15 protein-coding genes and 1 tRNA gene are annotated in these 21,715 nt (G+C 64.9%); 9 read left to right on the forward strand and 7 right to left on the reverse strand.

Annotation, left to right across the window (positions count from 1 at the left end):
* The first annotated feature begins 42 nt into the window (after positions 1 to 42).
* Positions 43 to 2,088, forward strand: coding sequence for a methyl-accepting chemotaxis protein (locus tag LNV28_RS25110; RefSeq protein WP_318013883.1), 2,046 nt, complete (start codon positions 43 to 45; stop codon positions 2,086 to 2,088).
* A gap of 97 nt (positions 2,089 to 2,185) precedes the next feature.
* On the opposite strand, the gene LNV28_RS19615 is transcribed toward LNV28_RS25110, so the two are convergent.
* Positions 2,186 to 4,810 (reverse strand): ABC transporter permease, encoded by a 2,625-nt coding sequence (locus LNV28_RS19615; protein WP_263519475.1) that lies wholly within the window; start codon positions 4,808 to 4,810, stop codon positions 2,186 to 2,188.
* Between the two features lie 153 nt (positions 4,811 to 4,963).
* Here LNV28_RS19615 and LNV28_RS19620 point away from each other — a divergent pair, with 153 nt between their 5' ends.
* The 3 genes from LNV28_RS19620 to LNV28_RS19630 all read left to right on the forward strand — a co-directional run bounded on the left by LNV28_RS19620 (position 4,964) and on the right by LNV28_RS19630 (position 6,295).
* Positions 4,964 to 5,827, forward strand: coding sequence for a DODA-type extradiol aromatic ring-opening family dioxygenase (locus tag LNV28_RS19620; protein WP_263519473.1), 864 nt, complete (start codon positions 4,964 to 4,966; stop codon positions 5,825 to 5,827).
* Between the two features lie 37 nt (positions 5,828 to 5,864).
* Positions 5,865 to 5,938: transfer RNA gene (locus LNV28_RS19625), tRNA-Gly, on the forward strand.
* 144 nt (positions 5,939 to 6,082) lie between these two features.
* Positions 6,083 to 6,295 carry a hypothetical protein gene (locus LNV28_RS19630; protein WP_263519471.1) on the forward strand — a complete coding sequence of 71 codons (213 nt, stop codon included), beginning with the start codon at positions 6,083 to 6,085 and terminating at the stop codon, positions 6,293 to 6,295.
* A gap of 35 nt (positions 6,296 to 6,330) precedes the next feature.
* Here the strand turns inward: LNV28_RS19630 and LNV28_RS19635 are convergent, their stop codons facing one another.
* Positions 6,331 to 8,094 (reverse strand): bifunctional metallophosphatase/5'-nucleotidase, encoded by a 1,764-nt coding sequence (locus LNV28_RS19635; RefSeq protein WP_263519470.1) that lies wholly within the window; start codon positions 8,092 to 8,094, stop codon positions 6,331 to 6,333.
* 609 nt (positions 8,095 to 8,703) lie between these two features.
* Here LNV28_RS19635 and LNV28_RS19640 point away from each other — a divergent pair.
* Positions 8,704 to 12,078, forward strand: coding sequence for a TonB-dependent receptor (locus LNV28_RS19640; protein WP_263519468.1), 3,375 nt, complete (start codon positions 8,704 to 8,706; stop codon positions 12,076 to 12,078).
* A gap of 148 nt (positions 12,079 to 12,226) precedes the next feature.
* Here LNV28_RS19640 and LNV28_RS19645 read toward each other — a convergent pair whose 3' ends face one another.
* Positions 12,227 to 13,717: an NAD-dependent succinate-semialdehyde dehydrogenase gene (locus LNV28_RS19645; RefSeq protein WP_263519467.1), complete on the reverse strand. Its 1,491-nt coding sequence runs from the start codon at positions 13,715 to 13,717 to the stop codon at positions 12,227 to 12,229.
* Between the two features lie 172 nt (positions 13,718 to 13,889).
* Here LNV28_RS19645 and alaS point away from each other — a divergent pair, with 172 nt between their 5' ends.
* A complete protein-coding gene (gene alaS, locus LNV28_RS19650; protein ID WP_263519465.1) occupies positions 13,890 to 16,532 on the forward strand; it encodes an alanine--tRNA ligase in 2,643 nt (880 codons plus the stop codon).
* Positions 16,533 to 16,614: 82 nt separating this feature from the next.
* Positions 16,615 to 17,334, forward strand: a complete 720-nt coding sequence (locus LNV28_RS19655) for a UPF0149 family protein (RefSeq protein ID WP_263519463.1) — start codon at positions 16,615 to 16,617, stop codon at positions 17,332 to 17,334.
* 70 nt (positions 17,335 to 17,404) lie between these two features.
* Here LNV28_RS19655 and LNV28_RS19660 read toward each other — a convergent pair whose 3' ends face one another.
* Complete coding sequence (locus LNV28_RS19660; protein ID WP_263519462.1) at positions 17,405 to 17,896, reverse strand: SET domain-containing protein; 492 nt, start codon at positions 17,894 to 17,896, stop codon at positions 17,405 to 17,407.
* A gap of 93 nt (positions 17,897 to 17,989) precedes the next feature.
* Here LNV28_RS19660 and LNV28_RS19665 point away from each other — a divergent pair, with 93 nt between their 5' ends.
* Positions 17,990 to 18,145 (forward strand): hypothetical protein, encoded by a 156-nt coding sequence (locus tag LNV28_RS19665; RefSeq protein ID WP_263519460.1) that lies wholly within the window; start codon positions 17,990 to 17,992, stop codon positions 18,143 to 18,145.
* A 92-nt stretch (positions 18,146 to 18,237) separates the two neighbouring features.
* Positions 18,238 to 18,762 (forward strand): GNAT family N-acetyltransferase, encoded by a 525-nt coding sequence (locus LNV28_RS19670; protein WP_263519459.1) that lies wholly within the window; start codon positions 18,238 to 18,240, stop codon positions 18,760 to 18,762.
* A gap of 91 nt (positions 18,763 to 18,853) precedes the next feature.
* Here the strand turns inward: LNV28_RS19670 and LNV28_RS19675 are convergent, their stop codons facing one another.
* The 3 genes from LNV28_RS19675 to LNV28_RS19685 form a co-directional block, all read right to left on the reverse strand.
* Entirely contained in the window at positions 18,854 to 19,135 is a 282-nt protein-coding gene (locus LNV28_RS19675) for a hypothetical protein (protein WP_263519457.1), read from the reverse strand.
* A gap of 172 nt (positions 19,136 to 19,307) precedes the next feature.
* Complete coding sequence (locus LNV28_RS19680; protein WP_263519456.1) at positions 19,308 to 20,327, reverse strand: cytochrome d ubiquinol oxidase subunit II; 1,020 nt, start codon at positions 20,325 to 20,327, stop codon at positions 19,308 to 19,310.
* 11 nt (positions 20,328 to 20,338) lie between these two features.
* A complete protein-coding gene (locus tag LNV28_RS19685) occupies positions 20,339 to 21,712 on the reverse strand; it encodes a cytochrome ubiquinol oxidase subunit I (protein ID WP_263519454.1) in 1,374 nt (457 codons plus the stop codon).
* Positions 21,713 to 21,715: the final 3 nt, after the last annotated feature.

Genomic DNA, 21,715 nt, shown 5'->3' on the forward strand with positions numbered 1-21,715 from the left:
CTACCCTACCCGCCGCGCTCCGACCATCGCAGAGGATCCCTCATGTTCGATTCCATCAAAACCCGCCTGATCACGCTCAGCATTGTGGTGGTGGTGCTCACCCTGAGTTTGGCCACGATCGCCAACTATGTGATCGTGCGAAGCCACACCTACAGCAGCGAGCTGGCCAGTCTGGACGCCCTTGCGGCTGGACGCGCGGCCACCATCAATCAATGGGTGAGCACCCAGCGCGACATCGTCAGCTCCATGGTGCCGGCAGCGGCCGAGGCAGATCCCAAGCCCTATCTGGTGCAGGCCGCCAAGTCAGGTCGGCTGGAAGCGGCCTATATCGGCCATGCCGACAAGCGCATGTTGTTCAACACGCCGCAGGACCTGCCCCCGGGCTATGACCCGACCGGCCGCCCCTGGTACACCCTGGCCTCCAATGCCAGCGGCCCCGTCATCACCGACCCCTATATGGATGCCGCCCGCAAGCTGCTGGTGGTGACTTTTGCTGTGGCGGTCAAGGAGGGTGGCTCAACCAAGGCCGTGGCCGCCACCGACGTGTTCCTGAACGAGGTCTCCACCACGGTCAAGGCCATCAAGCCGACACCCAATGGCTTCGCCTTTTTGATGTCCAGCAAGGGCAGCATCGTTGCCCACCCGAATGCCGAACTGGCGCTCAAACCGGTCAGCGAGCTCTCGCCCCAGCTCGATGCCAAGGCTTTGAAACAGTTGCAAGAGGCGGGAGCCCCCTGGGTGGACGCCACGATCGGTGGCAGCGACTTCCTGCTGCGCGGCGTGGCCATCGCCAACACCGACTGGGTGCTCGTCGTCGCCGCCGACCGCAGTGAGGCGCTGGCCTCATTGAGCTCGCTGCTGCGCACCGCCGCCCTGGTGCTGGTGGTGGTGATGGTGCTGGCCGGCGCCCTGATGACCACAGTGATCTCCACCATGCTGCGCGGCCTGGAGCGTGTGCGCGCAGCGCTGGACGAAATCAGCGCCGGCGGTGGCGACTTGACCCAGCGCCTGCCCGAAAGCGGCCGCGATGAAATCTCCCGAATCGCCGCCTCCTTCAATATGTTTGCCGAGAAGATTCAGCGCATCCTTCTTGACGTACGCTCGGCCAGCAACTCCATCACCACAGCGTCCAGCGAGATCGCCTTGGGTGCACAGGACTTGTCGCAGCGTACCGAGCAGACGGCCTCCAATCTGCAACAGGCCGCCTCGTCCATGGAACAGCTGACCGGCACCGTGCGCCAGACCGCCGATGCCGCGCAGACGGCCAACCAGTTGGCGTCTTCCGCGTCCTCGGCCGCGGCCAAGGGCGGCGAGGTGGTCAGCCAGGTGGTCACCACCATGGACGAGATCAACAACAGCTCGAAGAAGATCAGCGACATCATCGGCGTCATCGATGGCATCGCCTTCCAGACCAATATCCTGGCTCTGAATGCAGCGGTCGAAGCCGCACGGGCCGGCGAGCAAGGCCGGGGCTTTGCTGTCGTGGCCAGCGAGGTGCGCAGCCTGGCGCAGCGTAGCGCCGAGGCAGCCAAAGAGATCAAGGGCCTGATCGGCGCCAGCGTGGACCGGGTTGAAGTCGGCTCCAAGCTGGTGGAAGCCGCCGGCGCCTCAATGAACGACATCGTGTCCAGCGTTCAGCGTGTCACCGACATCATCGGCGAGATCACGGCAGCCTCCAGCGAGCAGAGCGACGGCATCGGGCAAGTCAACGGCGCGGTCGTGCAGCTCGATCAGATGACCCAGCAGAATGCTGCCCTGGTGGAGGAATCCGCCGCCGCCGCCGAGAGCCTGCGCGACCAGGCTCAGCGCCTGACCGAAGTGGTGTCGGTGTTCCGCCTGGGTGCTGACGAAGGACACGCTGGCCGTTCGGCTGCGCGCAGCCCGGCACCACGCAGCTCCAGTATGAACAGCTCCGCACAGTTCAAGAAGCCTGCCGCTCACAGCAGCCCAAGCTCCAGCCCCAAGCCGGCACCCAAGGCCAGCGCGGGCCGCCCTGCTGCCGGCACAAGCAGCCCGACACCGAGCCCGGCACCGGCCCCCGCAGCCAGCAAGGCCGACACGAACGACGACGACTGGCAGTCGTTCTGAAAGTGCGGGCTGCGGCCCGCCAGCTGAACCCAAGGCGCGCTCCCGCAAGGCAGCGCGCCTTTGTTTTTGGCGCCGCTTCGGCGTCCTGAAGAAACGCTTACTGGGTATCGGCCTCGCGCAAGGTTTGCATCACCGGACGGCGAAGCACGCCGCGCAAGCTCCACCAACCGGCGAGCTGGGCCAGCAAGGCGCCAGCCACCAGACTGAACAGCGGCACCCAGAGGTTGAGGTTCCAGGCAAAGCCGAAAGCAAAGCGCGCCAGCAAAGCCCCGAGCAGGACCGCCACAGCACCGGCCAGAAAGCCCGCCAGAGCACCAACGCCGAGCAGTTCAGCCCTCTGCACCTGGGCCAGCAGTCGCGAGCTGGCGCCCAAAGCCCGCATCAAGGCGAACTCGCGGGTGCGCGCCTCACGGGTGCTGCCCACCGAGGCCAGCAGCACCACCAGGCCCGTGGCCAGGGTGAAACCGAACAGCAGTTGCACCGCCTGGATCACCTGATTGAGCACGGTCTGCACCTGAGTCAGCTGGGCCGAGACATCGACCACGGTCAAGTTGGGCATGGCACTGCTCAAGGCTCGGTCCAGACCGCCACCTGTGGGCGCATGAAAGGCTGAGACCCAGGTGCTGGGCAGGTCGGGCATGTGCTCGCGCGGGAACAGCACGAAGAAATTGACCCGCATGGACGACCAGTCCACTTTGCGCAAGGAACTGATGCGCCCCTCCACCGGCACGCCGGCGACATCAAAGCGCAGGCGGTCACCGAGCTTCAAACCCAAGGTCTCCGCCAAGCCCTGTTCGACGCTGAGCCCGTCCGCCTCATCCTCGACCCATTGCCCCTGGACGACCGTGTTGTGCTGGAGCAGCTGGGCACTGTGGCTGAGGTTGAACTCGCGCTCGACCAGACGCTGGGCACGATCGTCGCTGTATTGCTGTTGCCGCACCGGCTGGCCGTTGATGGCCAGCAAGCGACCCCGGATCATGGGAAACAGGTCATAGCTGCGCACACCGGCCGCCTCGATCTGCGTGCGGAAAGCCGGCACCTGATCGGTCTGCAAATTGATGACGAAACGATCGGGCGCGTTGGCCGGCGTGGACTTGAGCCAGCTGTCGATCAGATCGGTGCGCAACAGCACCAGCAAGGCCAGGGCCAGCAAGCCCACGGCCAGCGAAGACACCTGGACCACGGCGAAGCCCGGTCGCGCCGCCACCTGCCGGGTCGCCAGCACCAGCCAACGTGGCAGCGTCGGCCCGGTGCCAGTGCCGTCACCCTGGGCAGCGCTCGCGCCCAAGGGCACCCAACGCTTGAGCAGCCAGACCGCCAACCAAGCCATGGCCGCGAACAAAGCCAGGGCCAGGGCGAAACCCAGGGCGGCAATCAGACCCAAGGTCAGCTCACCGGCCAGCACCATCAGGATGCCGGCAAAGCCCAGCACGCCCGCCACCAACACCAGGCTGGAGCCCGCCTTGAGGCCGCCCAGATCGCGCCGAATCACCCGCAAGGCCGGCACGGCTGCCAGCTGCAGCACCGGCGGCAGGCCGAAGCCCAGCAGCAGGCTCAAGCCCAGACCCAGGCCCAGCAGCGCGGGCCAGAGCGAAGGCGCGGGCAAGCTGACATTCAAGAGGCCTGCGAGCAGGCTGACAAAGGCGAAATGCAGCCCCCAGCCGAGCAAGATGCCGAGCAGACTGGCCGTCAGGCCGGCCAGGCCGAACTCGATGCTGTAGGCCCAGGCGATGCGCTTCTGCGCCTGGCCGAGCACGCGCAGCACCGCGCAATCGTCGAGATGGCGGGCCGCAAAATCCCGTGCGGCCAAGGCCACAGCCACGGCCGCCAACAGCGCCGACAGCATGGCCACAAGCTTCAGGAACTTACTCGCCCGGTCCAAGGTTTGGCGCATCTCGGGGCGGCCGCTTTCGAGCGAATCCAGGCGCACGCCGCGCCAGCCCGAGCGCTCAATCAAGGCCTGGGCACGCGTGACAAACTGCTTCACCGCATCCCCGGCTACAGCAGCCTGGCCGGACGCATCGGGTGCCGCCACCGCCAAGCGATAGGTGACGCGGCTGGCCGGCTGCACCAAGGCCGTCGCGGCCAGGTCGGCCTCGGCCAACATCAGGCGCGGCGCGAAATTCATGAAGCCGGCGCCGCGATCTGGCTCGGTGGCAATGACCCCGGCCACGGTCAGCGCGCTCTCGCCCAGTAAAAGCGAGTCGCCCACACGGATTTGCAAGGCATCGATGACCGCAGCGTCCACCCACACCGTTCCCGCTGCCGGTGCGCCCACTCGGCGCCCGTCCGCCAGCAGCAAACTGCCACGCAGGGGGTAGGCCGTTCCGACCGACTTCACCGCCACCAATCGGCTGCGTCCGCCCTGGGCCTCGGAAGCTCGAGCCATGCTGGGGAAATTGCTGCTCAGCGTGCTGGTCAAACCCTGCGTCCGCGCCAGGTCCTGCAAGGCGCCCGGGATTGGCTGGTCGGCCAGCAAGACCGCGTCGCCGCCGATCAGCTGAGCGGCATCGCGCCGCAGCCCTTGCTCCAGACGATCCGACAAGAAGCTGACCGCGCACAAAGCCGCCACCGCCAGGCAAACCGCCAACATCAGCAAGCGCAATTCGCCGGCTCGCCAGTCGCGCCAGAGCTGACGCCAGGCCAAGAGCCAGACCTGAGGCGGCTGGTGGCTGGCAAGCAAAGGCTGGGAGGACAAAGCGGGTGCGGTGCTTGAATTCATGCTGCGCACTGTAGCGAGTCCCCGCCAAACTTGCCGTTCGTCAGGCCAAGCCCCGTCACTGGAGTCCTCAGGCGCAGGACCGTGCAGGCAGGCTGAACGCTGCATTCAGGCAGTCGCAGCCCAAATGCCCGACCGCAGGCGCCCAATAGCGGCATGGACACCTCCAATCGCCCAAGCCCTCTGCCCAGTCTCTTCCTGTCCCATGGTTCGCCCATGACCGCACTGGAGGGTCATGAGACCGGCCAGTTCTGGCGCCAGCTGGGCGCAAGCCTGGATGCAAACTACGGCCGGCCGCGCGCCATCGTCGTCGTTTCGGCGCATACGTCGGCGCGCCAGCCCTTGCTGCTGGCTGCGGCCCGGCATGAAGCCATCTACGATTTCGGCGGCTTCGACCCGCGCTTGTACGAGCTGCGCTACGACGCGCCCGGTGCACCGGCCTTGGCGCAAGAAATCCATGGCCTTGCTGCCGCGGCCGGCCTGAATCTGCAAGTCCTGCCCCAGGGCGGTTTGGATCACGGCATCTGGGTACCCTTGCGCTCGCTCTACCCCGAGGCGGACATTCCAGTGCTGCCCCTGGCCTTTGTGGCCAGCCAGTCGCCTGCTCAGCAGTTTGCGCTCGGCGCGGCCTTGCGCTCACTCAGCGAGCAGGGTGTGCTCATCATCGGCAGCGGCAGCCTGACCCACAACCTGAGCCTCTTGTTCTCTTCGGGGCAGATGCCCGCCTACGACGCCCCAGAACTGCCGACCTCGGCCGAGTTCAGGACCTGGTGGTCGCAGCGGAGTACAGCGCTCGATTGGCCCGCCCTCCTCGACTATCGCCAGCGGGCGCCGCACGCCGTGGCCATGCATCCCAGTGACGAGCACCTGCTGCCCTGGTATGTGGCCGCAGGCGCAGGTGGCCGCGAGCACGCACCGCAGCGCATCCACAGCGCCCTCAGCTACGGCTGCCTGGCCATGGATGCCTATGCCTTCGGCCCGCAGGCTGAAGCGCTGGCCGCGCGCCTTGCGCCACCGTGAGCGTCGCGGCGAGATCGCTCGCTATACTGCCGCGCAGGCGGGCGTAGCTCAATGGCAGAGCTGAAGCTTCCCAAGCTTAAGACGAGGGTTCGATTCCCTTCGCCCGCTCCACATCTCTAGTAGGGTCAGGTCTTGCCTGATTCCTAAGGCAAGTTCAGGCACTCCCCCCAAGAGGAGGAGTCGGGCAAGCCTCAAACAGTGCTCTCCCCACCAGGAAGGATGGCCGTACGGCGCGCAAAGCCCGATGCTGACGGCATGAAATCCAAACAGCTCCACATGCAGCCCGCGGCCGCCGCAGTTGGCACGCCAGGTCTAAGCCACAGCACCGCGCCCGCCCAAGCGGGGCGGCTCTGGTCACTCAGCGACGACGCACCGGCCCGGCTCGATGGGCTCGAGGTCAGCGAATCCAGCTTCGACGACTGGGCCGCTGTTTTGGCCGAATTGGACGGCGCAACAGGCCAGCGCTGAGCCTCAGGCCAGGCCGGCCGCCACAGGGCCGGCCGTCATTGCTTGCGAATACGGCCCGACTCGATCTGAGCCATGGCTGCCACCGGGTTCTCCGACAGCCACTCCACCATGGCGTCGATGTCCACACCCAGAGGCACGCGGTCTTTGCCCTGGCGCAGCACGCTCAGGCCATCGCCGCCGTCGGCCATGAAGTTGTTAACGACCACACGGTAGTTGCGCTGCGGGTCCAGTGCCTTGCCGTCGACCTGCACGTCCAGCAGGAGAGGCTGGCCGTCACTGCCCTGGGTCCATTGGTAGCGCAGGCTGCTCGAGATCTGCAGCAAGCGCGCCGGGGCATCTCCCTTCGGCAACTGACGCAGCAGCAGCTCCTGCAGCTGCGCGCCGCTGATGCTCATGACCACCAGCTCATTGGCAAAGGGCTGGATGGCGAACAGATCGCTCATGGTCACCGGCCGGCCGGCTTCCACCGTCAAATCGGCCCGGATGCCGCCCGGGTTCATCAAGGCAATATCGGCGCTGCCGCGCTTCTTGGCATAGGCGAGCTGGGAATCGGCCACCAGATTACCTAGCGGCCCATCACCAAACGGCGCACGAGCGTTGCGCTGGGCCCCTTGGCTGAGCGTCGCCACCGGCTTGGTGCGCACCGCGGCCGTCAAGGCGGCAGCGCGCTGCACCAGGGCCACAAATGCCGGGTTGGGCTGGTAGGCCGACTGCAGCACCGGGTGATTGACGGCCTGCGCATCGAGCACCTTGCCCTTGGCATCCAGCGTCAGGCGACTTTCCGTCACCCAGCCACCGTAGCTGCCCGCCTGCACCAGCAGGCGGCCATTGATCTTGCAGGTGTAGGCCTGGTGCGTGTGGCCGCTGATGATCAAGGCATAGGCCGGGTCCAGGCGCTGGGCAATGTCGACACCGCGCCCCTGAATGCCTGGGCAGACATAGCTGGGGTCATTGGCACCGCCCGCCTGCGTGGCGCCTTCGTGCATGACCGCCACCAGCACTTGCGCGCCTTCGGCTCGCAACTGGGGCACCAAGGCATTCAGAGTGTCGGCCTCGTCGGCAAAGCGCAGACCGGTGATGGCCCGTGGCACGACGACCAAGGGCGTGTCGCGCGTGACGGCGCCCACAAAGGCCACCTTGTAGCCGCCCACGTCCTTGATCACATGGCTGGGCAACATCGCCTTGCCAGTGGCCGCGTCCAAAAGGTTGGCCGCCAGATAGGGGAATCCGGGTCCTTTGAACTCGGGCCAGGCGCAACCGCTGCTCGGGCATTCGCCGCGCGCCTTGCGCATCAGCTCGGGCAGACCGGCATCAAGCTCATGGTTGCCGAGCGCACTGGCCACCAGGCCCAGCTCACCCAAGGCGCTCAGGCTGGGCTCGTCCTTGAGCAGGGACGAGAGCTGGGGCGACGCGCCAATCAGATCACCGGCGGCGACGAACACCGAATGCTGGCGCGGCGCGCGCAGCTTTTGCATGGCATCGGCCAAATAGGCGACGCCACCGGCCGGCTGCGGCTTGATCTCGCCGGTCTGCGGGTCGGGCAAGCGCGGCATCAAGGGGGTCGGCGACTTGGGCTGGATGTGCCCGTGGAAGTCGTTGATCGAGAAGATGCTGAGTTCGCGCGAGGCGGCGCTTGCGGCGGCCGGCGGTGCGGAAGCATCGGGCAGGCGCTGGGGACCGGCGCAAGCGCTGAGCAAGGCAGCGACAAGCCCGAAGCTGCCCAGCAGACGCAGCCGAACAGGTCGAGGGGCATGCCGCAAGGCGTGTGGCAGGGGCTTGGCGATGGCAATGGCGGACATGGGCAAGGCGGACTCCAAAACGGCAGAAGGCAAACAGCGCAAGGGCGCGCCAGGAAGTGGGACGCGGCCATGCTATGGACATGGAATGACAGCGCACATGGACCCTGCTGTCACGGAACAGCAGTGGCCGTGGCAAATTCGCAACGCAAGATGCGAAGCGTCGCCGCTGTCACGGAACTTCAATATGAACTAGGCACAGTGCGGATCGGAGCCAGATATGCCCAGTAAGCCAGTGCTCTCCCCCCCCGATTTCCGGGTGCACCCGGATATCGCCCAAGTGGGCAAGCGCTGGAAAATTGGGCCCTGAGATCTAGTTTCTGAACGCCACCGGTCAGACCCTGGGTCGACAATTGAACATTCTGCCCGCTCTGCCGCTTTTTTTTGACTCAACGCGCAAACGTTTTCGAATGGAAACGCTGAAAGCGGAAAGTTGCGAAATGTGACAGGCACAAGGCCCGGATTTTGACAAGAAGGAATTTCTGCGAAGCCGCAGGTATGTGGCTTCAATGCGGAAAACAGGCGCAAGTAAACGTTTGCGGCCGCCTTCGATGTACATTTTTGTGACAGATTTTTTACGCGTATTTCAGCGCTTTTATTGGAGTGATCACGATGAGCAGCAGGCATTGGACAGATTTTTCCCGGACGGCGCTGAGCGTCGCGGTCGCCATCGTGGCGGCAGCCCCGGCGATGGCACAGAACACGACCTCGGCTGTGGCCGGTCGCGTCACCAGCGCTGACGGCAAGGCCATGGCCGGAGTGGCCGTTAGCATCCGCCACGAAGAATCGGGCTCGGTCAACAACGTGATCACCGATGCCGAGGGCCGTTATTCGGCCCGCGGCCTTCGGGTCGGCGGCCCCTACACCATCAGCATCAGCAAGGGTTCGGACAAAGATCTGCGTCAGGGCGTCTACCTGGCGCTGGCTGAAAGCCTGAATCTCGACTTCACCCTGGGCGGCAATGTGCTGAGCACGGTGGTGGTGTCGGGCAGCAGCGCGGCCAACAACAAGTTCAGCAACTCCACCATGGGCTCGGGCACCAGCGTCAGCCGCAAGGAACTGGACGCATTCGCCTCCATCAGCCGCAGCCTGTCGGACTACGCCCGCAACGACCCGCGCCTGTCGCAAACCGACAAGGGCAGTGGCGAAATCTCCGCCGCCGGCCAAAACGCCCGCTTCAACTCCATCACCGTCGACGGCGTGCGCGTCAATGACACCTTCGGCCTGGAATCCAATGGCTTGCCCACCCTGAAACAGCCGATCTCGGTCGACGCGATCCAGGCCGTTCAGGTCAACATCTCGAACTACGACGTCACCCAGCAGGGTTACACCGGCGCCAACATCAACGCCGTGACCAAGTCGGGCACCAACGAGTTTGCCGGCAGCGTGTACTACGTGTTCCGCAACGACAAGACGTCCGGCGACCGCTACACCCTGGCCAACAAGGCCTATGCCCGCCCTGGTCCGTTCACGGAAGACCTGAAGGGCTTCACCCTGGGTGGCCCGATCATCAAGGACACCCTGTTCTTCTTCGCCAGCTACGAAGAACTGAAGAGCAGCCGCACCGCCCCGAGCTTCGGCCCGGTCGGCAGCAGCCAGGCCAATGTCGGTATCACCACCGACCAAATCGCCGCTGCGCAAGCTCTCGCCAAGGATGTCTACAACATGGACATCGGCAGCTTGGCCGTACCCAGCGGCATCAAGCTGGTGGCCAAGGACACCCTGCTGAAGCTGGACTGGAACATCAGCGAAAAGCACAAGGCCAACCTGCGCTACACCAAGTCCGAGGAAAGCAACCCGATTTTCCCGAACCTGAACTCCACCACCCTGTCGCTGTCTTCGCACTGGTACAAGCAAGACAAGACCCTGGAAACCGTGGTTGGCCAATGGTTCGCCGATTGGACGGACAACTTCTCGACCGAGCTGAAGCTGTCGCAGCGCGACTACAAGAGTAATCCGGTCAACGCCAGCGATCTGCCTCAAGTCAGCCTGACCTGGACCACCCCGGCCCCAGCTGGCACCGCCACCGGGAACCGCACCCTGCGCTTCGGCACGGAAGCCAGCCGCCATTTCAACAGCCTGCAAACCAAGACCTTCGATGCCTTCGTCGCCGGCACCCTGGCGCTGGATAAGCATGAAATCAAGGCCGGCGCCGACCTGCAGCGCAACGAAATCTTCAACGCCTTCCTGCAGAACACCAAGGGCACCTACACCTTCAGCGGCAACGACCCCGTGGCCCTGTGGAAGGCCAGCACCGTGACGGGTTACACCGTCCAGCTGCCGCTCGCGGGCAACGTGTTGCAAGACGGCGCGGCGGACTGGAAGCTGACCAACGTCGGCCTGTTCCTGCAAGACACCTGGACTGTCAGCAAGCAGCTGACCCTGACCGGCGGCGTGCGCATCGACACGATGAGCACCAACGACCGTCCCAAGACCAACGCCAAGGCCTCGGGCCCGGTGGTGGCTGGCAATGTCGCCACCAACACCCGCCAGACTGGCGGCTTCGGCTACGACAACACCAACACCCTGGACGGCGAAAAGCTGATTCAGCCACGTTTCGGCTTCAACTACGCGCTGGACCCGGTGGACAAGCGCAAGTCGCAAGTCCGCGGTGGCGTCGGCCTGTTCATGGGTTCGGCTGCCTCGGTCTGGCTGACCAACCCCTTCCAAAACAACGGTGCGGCCACGGCCAACTTCAACTGCGGCAATGGCGCCACGCCTTGCTCCAGCATCAAGTTCACGCCGAACACCGGTTCGCAACCGACCGTGGACGGCACCCCGCCGGCTGCACTGGTCGATTTCGTGGCCCCGGGCGTAGGCCAGCCGTCGGTGTGGAAGAGCAATATCGCGTTTGACACCGAGCTGCCCTGGCATGGCCTGGTGGCAGGTGCCGAGTTGCTGAACACCCGTGTGGACAACGGTCTGTACTACAAGTTCCTGAATTTCGGCCCCATCATGTCGACCTCGCCGATCGATGGCCGCGAGATGTACTACAACGCGGCCGGCCGCTCACCTCTTTGCTACGCTGGCGGCAATGACTCCAGCCCCACCACCTGCGGCCGCCTGACCCGCGCCCTGAACAACAACGCGTTCACCAACGTGACCGTGGTGGAAAAGACCAAGAAGGGTGGTGGCAATGCCCTGACCCTGAGCTTGTCGCTGCCCAACACCCAAGGCTTCGGCTGGGGCATGGCTTACACCCGCACCAGCGCAACGGAAGTCAGCCCGCTGACCTCCTCGACGGCCAACTCCAACTTCATCAACCGGGCTGTGTTCAACCCGAACGAAGAAGTGGCAGCCAACTCGGCCACCCTGGTTCGCAACCGCTTCAACGCGCAAGCCAGCTGGTCCAAGGCCTTCATCGGCAGCTACAAGACCACCGTCGGCTTGGTCTACGAAGGTCGTGAAGGCCGCCCCTACAGCTGGACCTTCAACAACGACATGAACGGCGATGGCGTGGCCGGGAACGACCTGCTGTACATCCCCAAGGCCCCGGGCTCGGGTGAAGTGCTGTTCCGCCTGCCTGTCAGCGGATCGACCATTGCCAACCAAGCCGCGCTGGACGCTTATCAGAAAAGCACCGCCGCTGCGGCTGAAGCCAAGTTCTGGACCATCGTTGAAAGCGAGTCGGGCCTGCGCAATGCCAAGGGCGGTGTGACCGGACGGAACAACTCGTTCTCGAAGTTCACCAACAGCCTGGACGTGCGCCTCAGCCAGGAACTGCCGGGCCTGTTCGGCAAGAACAAGGGCGTGGTCACGCTGGACATCCTGAACTTCACCAACCTGCTGAACAAGCGTTGGGGCCGCATCGACGAAATCGGTTTCGGCACCGGCGGCAACGTTCGCAACTTCGTGAACTTCGCCGGTATCGATCCCGCCACCGGCAAGATGATCTACTCGGTCAACGACCCGACGGACTACACGACCAAGCAAACTCGCGGCGAATCCGCATGGGCAGCTCAGGTCACCCTGAAGTACGAGTTCTAAGCATCTTCGACCGCCCACCCCAAGACTGCAAAGCATCGGGGCAGGCAGCCAGAAACCAAAAGGGGCCGCTCACGCGGCCCCTTTTTCATGGGCGCTGAGCTCTTACCTAGCTCAGCGCTTCATTCGCTTCAGTCCAAGCGAGCTCTGCTCACTTCTGGATGTCCCCCAGGCACAAATACTTCGTCTCCACATAATCGTCCATGCCCTGATGCGCCCCTTCGCGGCCGAGGCCGGATTGCTTGACGCCGCCAAACGGCACTTCGGCAGTCGCGATCAGGCCGGTGTTGATGCCGACCATGCCGTACTCCAAGGCTTCGCCCACGCGGAAGATGCGGCCGACATCGCGGCTGTAGAAATAGCTGGCCAAGCCGAACTCGGTGTTGTTGGCCAAGGCAATCGCCTCCGCCTCGGTTTGGAACTTGAACACCGGCGCCACCGGGCCAAAGGTTTCTTCCCGCGAGCACAACATCTGTGCGCTGGCATCAGCCAACAGGGTCGGTTCGAAGAAATAGCCATTCGGTCCTTCGACGCGCTTGCCGCCCGCCAGCAGGCGCGCACCAAGAGCCAGTGCGTCGTTGACATGCCGCTCCACCTTCTCCAGCGCCTGCTCGTCGATCAGCGGCCCGATCTGCACACCCGACTCGAAACCATTGCCCAACTTCAGCGCGCTGACCTTGGCGGCCAGCTTCTCCAGGAAGGTCTCGTAGACACCGGCCTGGACATAGAGTCGGTTGGCACAGACACAGGTCTGGCCTGCATTGCGGTATTTGCTGGCGATGGCACCCTCCACCGCGCTGTCGAGATCGGCATCGTCGAAGACGATGAAGGGCGCGTTACCACCCAACTCCAGGGACAGCTTCTTGACGGTCTGCGCACATTGCCGCATCAGAATTCGGCCGACCTCAGTCGAGCCGGTGAAGGACAGATGGCGCACCACATCGCTGTCGCACAGCACGTGGCCAATAGCGATGGAGTTGCTGGCATCCGCCGTCAGCACATTGAGCACACCGGCGGGCATGCCGGCACGCTGCGCCAGCTCAGCCACGGCCAAGGCCGACAGCGGCGTTGCCTCGGCGGGCTTGATGACCACGGTACAACCGGCCGCCAGGGCCGGCGCCACCTTGCGCGTGATCATGGCGATCGGAAAGTTCCAGGGCGTGATGGCCGCGCAGACGCCCATGGCCTGCTTGATGACCAGATAACGCTTGTTGTTGTCGGTGGTCGGAATGGTCTCGCCATAGACACGCTTGCCTTCTTCGGCAAACCAGTCGATGAAGCTGGCGCCATAGGCCACCTCGCCGCGCGCCTCGGCCAGGGGCTTGCCCTGCTCGGCCGTCATGATGCGGGCCAGATCATCGGCATGCTTGTTGAGCAATTGCGACCAGCGCATCAGGATGGCCGCGCGTTCCTTGGCGGTCTTGCTGCGCCACGGGCCGAAGGCGTTGTGCGCGGCGGCAATGGCCGCCTCGGCCTCGACGGTGCCCAGGTTGGCGACTTCAGCCAGTTGTTGGCCGGTGGCGGGGTCGCAGACGGCAAAGCGGTCCGTGCCGGCCACCCATTCGCCGTTGATGAGTGCTTGCGTGCGCAGGAGGCTGGCGTCCTCGAGGGCGGCCAGCGGGGAAGTCAGGGCATGGTCCATTGCAAAAGCTCCACGTGTCTTGGGTATTTGATGGGTTCTTGAGGCCACACTCTACCCGCTTCACCCGAGCCGCCCTCGATTCCGGTGCGGCCCGCAACCTATAATCAAAAGTCCTCAAAAATCAAGCATTTACCCTGTTCGAAAGACAGGGCTGCCCGCAGAAAGCCACGGAATGAAAGCAGCTGAAATTCGCCAGACGTTTCTGAAGTTTTTTGAATCCAAAGGTCACCAGATCGTGGCGTCCAGCCCCGTGGTGCCTGGCGATGACCCGACGCTGCTGTTCACCAACGCGGGCATGAACCAGTTCAAGGACGTGTTCCTGGGCTTCGACAAGCGCGCCTACAGCCGCGCCACCACCAGCCAGAAGTGCATCCGCGCAGGCGGCAAGCACAACGACCTGGACAACGTAGGCTACACCGCGCGCCACCACACCTTCTTCGAAATGCTGGGCAACTTCAGCTTCGGGGACTACTTCAAGCATGACGCCATCTCCTACGCCTGGGAGCTGCTGACCACCAAGTTCATGCTGCCGGCCGAGAAGCTCTGGGTCACCGTCTACGCCGAGGACGATGAGGCCTACGAGATCTGGAACAAGGTGGTGGGCGTGCCCGCCGAGCGCATCGTGCGCATCGGCGACAACAAGGGCGGCCGCTACATGTCCGACAACTTCTGGATGATGGGCGACACCGGCCCTTGCGGCCCCTGCACCGAAATCTTCTACGACCACGGCCCCGATGTCGCTGGCGGCCCTCCGGGCAGCCCGAACGAAGACGGCGACCGCTATATCGAGATCTGGAACAACGTCTTCATGCAGTTCAACCGGACTGAAGACGGCGTGATGCACCGCCTGCCCAAGCCCAGCGTCGACACCGGCATGGGCCTGGAGCGCCTGGCCGCCGTGCTGCAGCATGTGCACTCGAACTACGAGATCGACACTTTCGTGGCCCTGCTGGCTGCTGCCAAGGCAGCGGTCGACAGCTCCGGCGCTCAAGATTGCGACAAGGACAGCGCCTCGCTCAAGGTCATCGCCGACCACATCCGCGCTTGCAGCTTCACCATCGTCGACGGCGTGATCCCGGGCAATGAAGGTCGCGGTTATGTGCTGCGCCGCATCGCCCGCCGCGCCATCCGCCACGGCTACAAGCTGGGCGCCCGCACCCCCTTCTTCCACAAGATCGTGGCCGAGCTGGTGAACCAGATGGGCGAGGCCTATCCCGAGCTGCGCCAAGCGCAAGCCCGCGTGACCGAAGTGCTCAAGCAGGAAGAAGAGCGCTTCTTCCAGACCATCGCCAACGGCATGGAAATCCTGGAAGCCGCCCTGGTCGAGATGGGCAAGAGCGGCAGCACCGTGTTCGATGGCGAAACGGCTTTCAAGCTGCACGACACCTACGGCTTCCCGGTCGACCTGACCGCCGACGTCTGCCGCGAGCGCGACGTGACGGTCGACCAGGCCGGCTTTGACGCCGCGATGACGCGCCAGCGCGAACAAGCCCGCGCCGCCGGCAAGTTCAAGATGGCCGCCGGCCTTGAGTACAGCGGTGCCCCCACCGCCTTCCACGGCTACGAGCACCTGAGCTGCGAGACCTCCAAGGTCACCGCCGTTTACGTGGACGGCGCCCTGGTCGAGCAGGCGAATGCAGGCGACGACGCCGTCATCGTGCTGGACCACACGCCCTTCTACGCTGAGAGCGGCGGCCAGGCCGGTGATGCCGGCGAACTGCGCAACAACACGAGCCGCTTCGCCGTGGAAGACACGCTGAAGATCCAGGCCGATGTCTTCGGCCACCACGGCCGGGTGCTGGAAGGCGCCATCAAGGCTGGCGACAGCTTTGTCGCCAAGGTCCACGCCGAAGCCCGCGCCAAGACCGTGCGCAACCACAGCGCCACCCACTTGATGCACAAGGCCTTGCGCGAAGTGCTGGGCGCCCACGTGCAGCAAAAGGGTTCCCTGGTCAACGCCGAACGCACCCGTTTTGACTTTGCCCACAACGCCCCGGTCACGGCCGAGCAGATCGCCAAGGTCGAGGCACAAGTCAACGCCGAAATCCTGGCCAACGCCGGAGCCAATGCCGAAGTCATGGCCCTCGATGATGCGCAGAAGAGCGGCGCCATGATGCTGTTCGGCGAGAAGTACGGCGAAACCGTGCGCGTGCTGAGCATCGGTTCCTCCAAGGAACTCTGCGGCGGCACCCACGTCAAGGCCACCGGCGACATCGGCCTGTTCAAGATCGTGTCCGAAGGCGGCGTGGCCGCCGGCGTGCGCCGCATCGAAGCCGTCACCGGCGACAACGCCCTGGCCTATCTGCAGCAGCTGGAAGGTACGGTCAGCCGCGCCGCCCAGACCCTGAAGACCGCGCCGGCCGATCTGGAACCGCGCCTGCATGCCGTGCTGGACCAGGTCAAAGCGCTGGAGAAGGAACTGGCCACGGCCAAGAGCCGTTTGGCTGCAGCTCAGAGCAATGAGCTGTTGACCCAGGCCGTTGAAGTCAAGGGCGCCAAGGTCCTGGCCGTCACGCTCGACGGCGCCGATGCCAAGACCCTGCGCGAAACCATCGACAAGCTGCGCGACAAGATGCACTCGGCCGTGATCGTGCTGGCCGCCGTCGAAGGCGAGAAGGTGCATCTGTCGGCCGGCGTCACCGCCGACTACATTGCCCGCGGCCTCAAGGCCGGCGAGCTGGTCAGCTTCGTCGCCCAGCAATGCGGCGGCAAGGGCGGCGGCAAGCCCGATCTGGCCATGGCCGGCGGCACGCAGCCGGCGGCTGTGCCGGCCGCGCTGGCCTCGGTCCAGGCTTGGGTGGCCGAACGCCTGTAAACCCCCTACCATCCTCTCCATACGCAAGGGCCCAAGCGAATGGGCCCTTGTTCTTTTCAGCTACACCCCACCAGGAGTCCGCATGAGCGACACCATTGACCACCAAAACGCCGAGCGCCTGGCCGCTCTCCTGCAGATCCTCGTGGCCGCCACCCCCGAAGAAGAAACTGCCGTGCCCATCGACATGCTGGACGGCTACCTGACCGCGCTGATCTGCGGCCCGGTGGTGGTCACGCCCATCCAGGCCATGGATGCGCTGTTCGGCGAAGACTGGGCCGATGCCCTGGACGAGCAGGATGCGACCGAGGAGTTCATGAGCGTGCTGCACGAGCGCTGGAACGAGATCGCTGACAGCCTCGAACCCGAAGCCCTGGCCGCCAACCCGGAAGCCATGCAACTGACGCCGCTGATCACCGAGTTCGACGAGGCCACCAAGGCCGACCTGCTGAGCCAGGGCGTGCTGACGGCCGAACAGCTGGAACAGCTGCCGCCCAACGGCCTGATGTGGGTGGAAGGCTTTATGCAAGCCGTCGATGACTTCGAAGAAGCCTGGTACATCTTCGACAGCGAAAGCGAAGAAGCGCAGATGCTGGACGCCATGCTGATGTCGGTCGCTGCCGTGGCCATGGCCCCGGGCGAGCAACGCGAGGCCTACATCGCCGAAGCCTATGACGAAGGCGAAGAAGTCGACCAGGACGTGCTGCTGGACGACGCCCTGTTCTCGGCCCAGGACCTGCGCCTGTTCTGGATTCAGCAGTCGGACGACGAAGCCGCCAACGACGACGCAGGCCCGGACGCCTGAGACCTGATTCGCAGCCGGCGGGCCTGAGCGGGGCCTCGCCCAGGCGCTCGCCCTGTCGCTGCCCCTCCGCTCACAAGCGCCCGGCGCAGTTGGGCGCGCCGCAGCGGCAGCGCAGCCGCCCTTCATGGTGGCTTTCGCCGTAATCGCAGCTCAGCTCCTCGCCGGCCGCGATATCGCGCAAGGCATAAAACTCCACCCGGCCTTGGCTGATGCGCAGCACCGCGTTCGCAGCACAGCTGTGGTTGATGTAGCGCAGCGCATCGGTGGACAAGGTGGCGTCCACCGCTCGGGTTTCCGAGACCTCGACGATATGGATGCGCTCGCGGCCCTTGGCCCGGCGACGCGCCTCGCGCACCGAGATCGCCTCGCCGCGCAGCTCGCCAATCTTGCGCCGCTGCGGAATCGGCTCGGCGGCGAACACCCCCATGCCATCGATGGCGCTCTCGCCCACACGCAGCGCAAAGCGCTCGGCCGGCAAGGGTGGGCGTTTGCCGACTACGGCGGGCTCGGCCTGAGGCGCGGCAGGGGCGGATTCGATGGGCAAGGTGGAAATTCGAGGCATGGTGCTGCGATTGTCGCTGCGGCACCGCAGTCCGCACAGCCACCCTCGCCTGCTACTTGACCCCACCGAGGGCCGGCCGACATACTGGCCCGCATGAGTTCCGCAGCCATTCAAATTCACAGCCAAGCCAGCCGCAGCTGCCATAAGCCGCTGGTGGTGCTGATGGCGCTGGCGCACATGCCTGTGCTGCTGGCGCAAGTCCAGCACGCGGAGACGAGCAGGCTGCAGCGGCCCCAGCTCTCGCCCTGAACTCACAGACGAGTCCCCCGAATCCCTCCAAGCCCGCTGCCCCCAGCGGGCTTTTTTATTGCCCCACTGTCCCCACCACCAGGAGCCCATCGATGGAGAAGATCACGATCCGACGCAGCCAGGTTTCAGACGCCGCCGCCATGGCCCGGCTGATGTCCCACCCCGAGGTCTTCTCTGGTCTGCTGCAACTGCCCTACCCCAGCGAGGAACTCTGGCGCGCCCGCCTGCAGGACAACGCCGCACCGGGCAAAACCGATCTTTCGCTGGTGGCCGAGGTCCAGGGCGCGGTGGTCGGCAGCGCCGGTCTGCATCCGGCCGGAGCTTCACTGCGCCGCCGGCACGCCATGGGCTTGGGCATCTCGGTCGCGGCCGAAGCCCAAGGCCAGGGCGTCGGCCGCGCCCTGATGGCCGCCCTGCTCGACTACGCCGACAACTGGGGCCAGGTCTTGCGCACCGAGCTGACGGTCTACGCCGACAACGCACGCGCGATCCGGCTGTACGAGCACTTCGGCTTCCAGCGCGAGGGTCTGATGCGCGCCTACGCCCTGCGCAATGGCGCGTTTGTCGACACCCTGGCCATGGCCAGGCTGCACCCGAAGCCGCCGCGCTGGGATTGAGGCCCACGGGGCTGCCAAAAAAGCAAAAGGCCGCGAACGCGGCCATTTTGCATATGGGGGGAATAAAGGCGCCTCGCGGCGCGTGTAGGCCTCAGATCGGACGGAACTGGGCACGGCGCAGGTCGGCCATGCGCATTTCTTCCGGTGTAGCCTGACCTTCAACCACGACCTTGGGCAGTTGCTTGGCGGGGGCTCGCACGACAGGTGCAGAGCTCAGGCGCTTGCCAGTCACCACCAGGCGAGCCAGCTTGACCACTTCACTGGCCTGAACCGGTGCCGGCGGAAAGGCCAGCCCCAGAAAAGCGGCACTCAAGGCCAGCGGTGCGGCCCAAGCGCGAGAAAAGGGACGGGCCCGTGTGGTTCTCTGCTGCATTTCCAAATCTCCCCCGCCTGCTTTGGGCGATGTGTATTCAATGGAGCGGAGTATCACCAAGCCACGCACTCGGCTCCAGCAAAAAGCGACGAACTGCAGTTTTGGGCGATGAGGCAGCGCTGCAAGCGCCTGAATTTCCCATCAACCCACTGCTTTCTAGTTTTGATCTGCCTCAAGCATACCGAAGCTCACTCGACTTTCCCCAGAATACCCGGTAGGCGAACCACGTGTAGATCAGGATGGCCGGCAGTGTGACCAAGACCCCCCACAGAATGACGGCCAGGGACTTGGGCGCGGCCGCCGCCTGCCAGACTGTCAGACGGTCGATCAGCACATAGGGATAGAGGCTGTAGGCCAGGCCCAGGGCGCCGAGCAACATGACCGCGACCATCAGAGCAAAAGGCAGCCAGCAGAGCTTGCCGAGCACCCGGTGCGAGTTCAGCAAGGCGCGCAAGGCCAGCAAGGACAGACCCGTCATCAGCGGGATGGGCAGCAAGGCGATCAGCTCGGGCATGCGGAACCAACGCTCGCTGACCGTGGCGCTGACCCAGGGCGTCATCAGGGACACGCCGGCCAGGCCCAGTACTACGGCCGGCCAAGCCAGCTTGGCTCTTTGCACGGCCAGGGCTTGCACGGCACCGTCCATTTTCATGATCAACCAGCCGGCGCCCAGCATGGCGTAGGCCGCAGCCAGGGCCAGGGCAATCAGCAAGGCAAAAGCGGTGTAGCCCGGGCCTTCGGCGAAGCCGGTGATGTAGCGCGCCAGCATCCAACCCTGGGACAGTGCCGCCAGGGCAGAGCCGGCGATGAAAGCACCGTTCCAGAACGGCTTCCAGTCGGCCGGCGCCTTGACGCGGAAGTCGAAGGCCACACCGCGCAGCATCAAGCCCAGCAACATCAGCGCCACCGGCAGGTAGAGCGCCTGCAGGATCAGGCCATGGGCTTTAGGAAAAGCCACCAGCAAGATCCCCACCCCCAGCACCAGCCAGGTTTCGTTGGCGTCCCAGAAGGGCCCGATCGAGGCCACCATCTGGTCCTTGTGGGCGTCGCTGGCGCCGATCATCAGCAGGCCGACACCAAGGTCGTAGCCGTCCAGGACCACATAGATCAGCAGCGACAGGCCCATCAGGCCCAGGAACACCAAGGGCATCCAGCCGGCGGGGGTGCTCAGGTCGGGGTTCGAGAGGTTCATCAATGCGTCCATCAGGCAAAACTCCGACTCTGGGTCAGGCGCACGGGCGTGCTCGGGCCATGCTCAAGTTGCTTCTCCGCCATGTACTTGAGCGCACCGATATAGGCCACGATCAGGAACAGGTACAGCGTCACATAGCCGGCCAAAGTCAGGGCGATATAGGGCGCCGGTGTGGTCGAGGCCACCTCGCTGGTGCGCAGCAGGCCGTAGACGATGAAGGGTTGGCGGCCGATCTCGGTGACATACCAGCCGGACACGGTGGCCAGCCAGCCCGAGAACGCCATGCCGGTCAGGCCCCAGAGCAGCGGCCGCGGCAGCTGCTCGGCCACCCAGGCGCGGCGGCGGTACAGCCACAGACCCGCCCAGCTGAAGGCCAGCATCAAGACGCCCGTGCCGACCATGATGCGAAAGCCGAAGAACAGCGGTGCCACCGGCGGATGCGCGCCCTTGAACTCGTCCAGGCCGCGGATCTCGCCCTCGGCTTCATGAGTCAGGATCAGGCTGGCCAGCTTCGGGATGCCCAGCGCGAAATCATTGCTGCGCGTCTTCTCATTCGGCCAGGCAAACAACAGCAAGGGCGCGCCGCGCTCGGTCTGCCAGACGCCTTCCATCGCCGCCACCTTGGCCGGCTGGTGCTTGAGCGTGTTGAGCCCGTGCATATCGCCCACCAGGATCTGCAGCGGGATCAGCACCGCGCCCAACGTCAGGCCCACCCGCAGCACGCGGGCGGTGCTGGGCTGGCTCTTGCGCTTGAGCAGCTGCCAGGCGCTCAGGCCGGCCAGCAGAAAGGCCACCGTCAGGCCCGATGCCAGCAGCTTGTGGGCCAGTCGGTACGGGAAGCTGGGGTTGAAGATCACCTCGGCCCAGCTCAGCACATGGAACTCGCCGTTGATGATCTCGAAGCCCTGGGGCGTCTGCATCCAGGAGTTCAGGCTCAAGATCCAGAAGGCGCTCAGGCTGGTGCCAAAGGCCACCAGGAAGGTGGCGGCCAGATGCACCCGCTCGCTGACCCGGCCATGGCCGAACAGCATCACACCGAGGAAACTCGCCTCCAGAAAGAAGGCCGTCAGCACCTCGTAGCCCAGCAGCGGCCCGGCGATATTGCCGGCCCGCTCCATGAAGCCGGGCCAGTTGGTGCCAAACTGGAAGCTCATGGTGATGCCGCTGACCACGCCCAGCGCAAAGCTCAGCGCAAACACCTTGGTCCAGAAACGGTAGGCATGGAGCCAGGCCTCCTGGTGGGTACTCAGCCAGCGCCAGCGGAAGAACAGCAACACCCAAGCCAGAGCGATGTTGATGGTGGGAAACAGGATGTGGAAGGTGATGTTGGCGGCGAACTGCATGCGGGCCAGCACCACGGGGTCGAGGGCATGAAGGGCGTCCATGGC

It is taken from the genome of Paucibacter sp. DJ2R-2, from assembly GCF_025717675.1.
Taxonomy (GTDB): Bacteria; Pseudomonadota; Gammaproteobacteria; order Burkholderiales; family Burkholderiaceae_C; genus Paucibacter_A.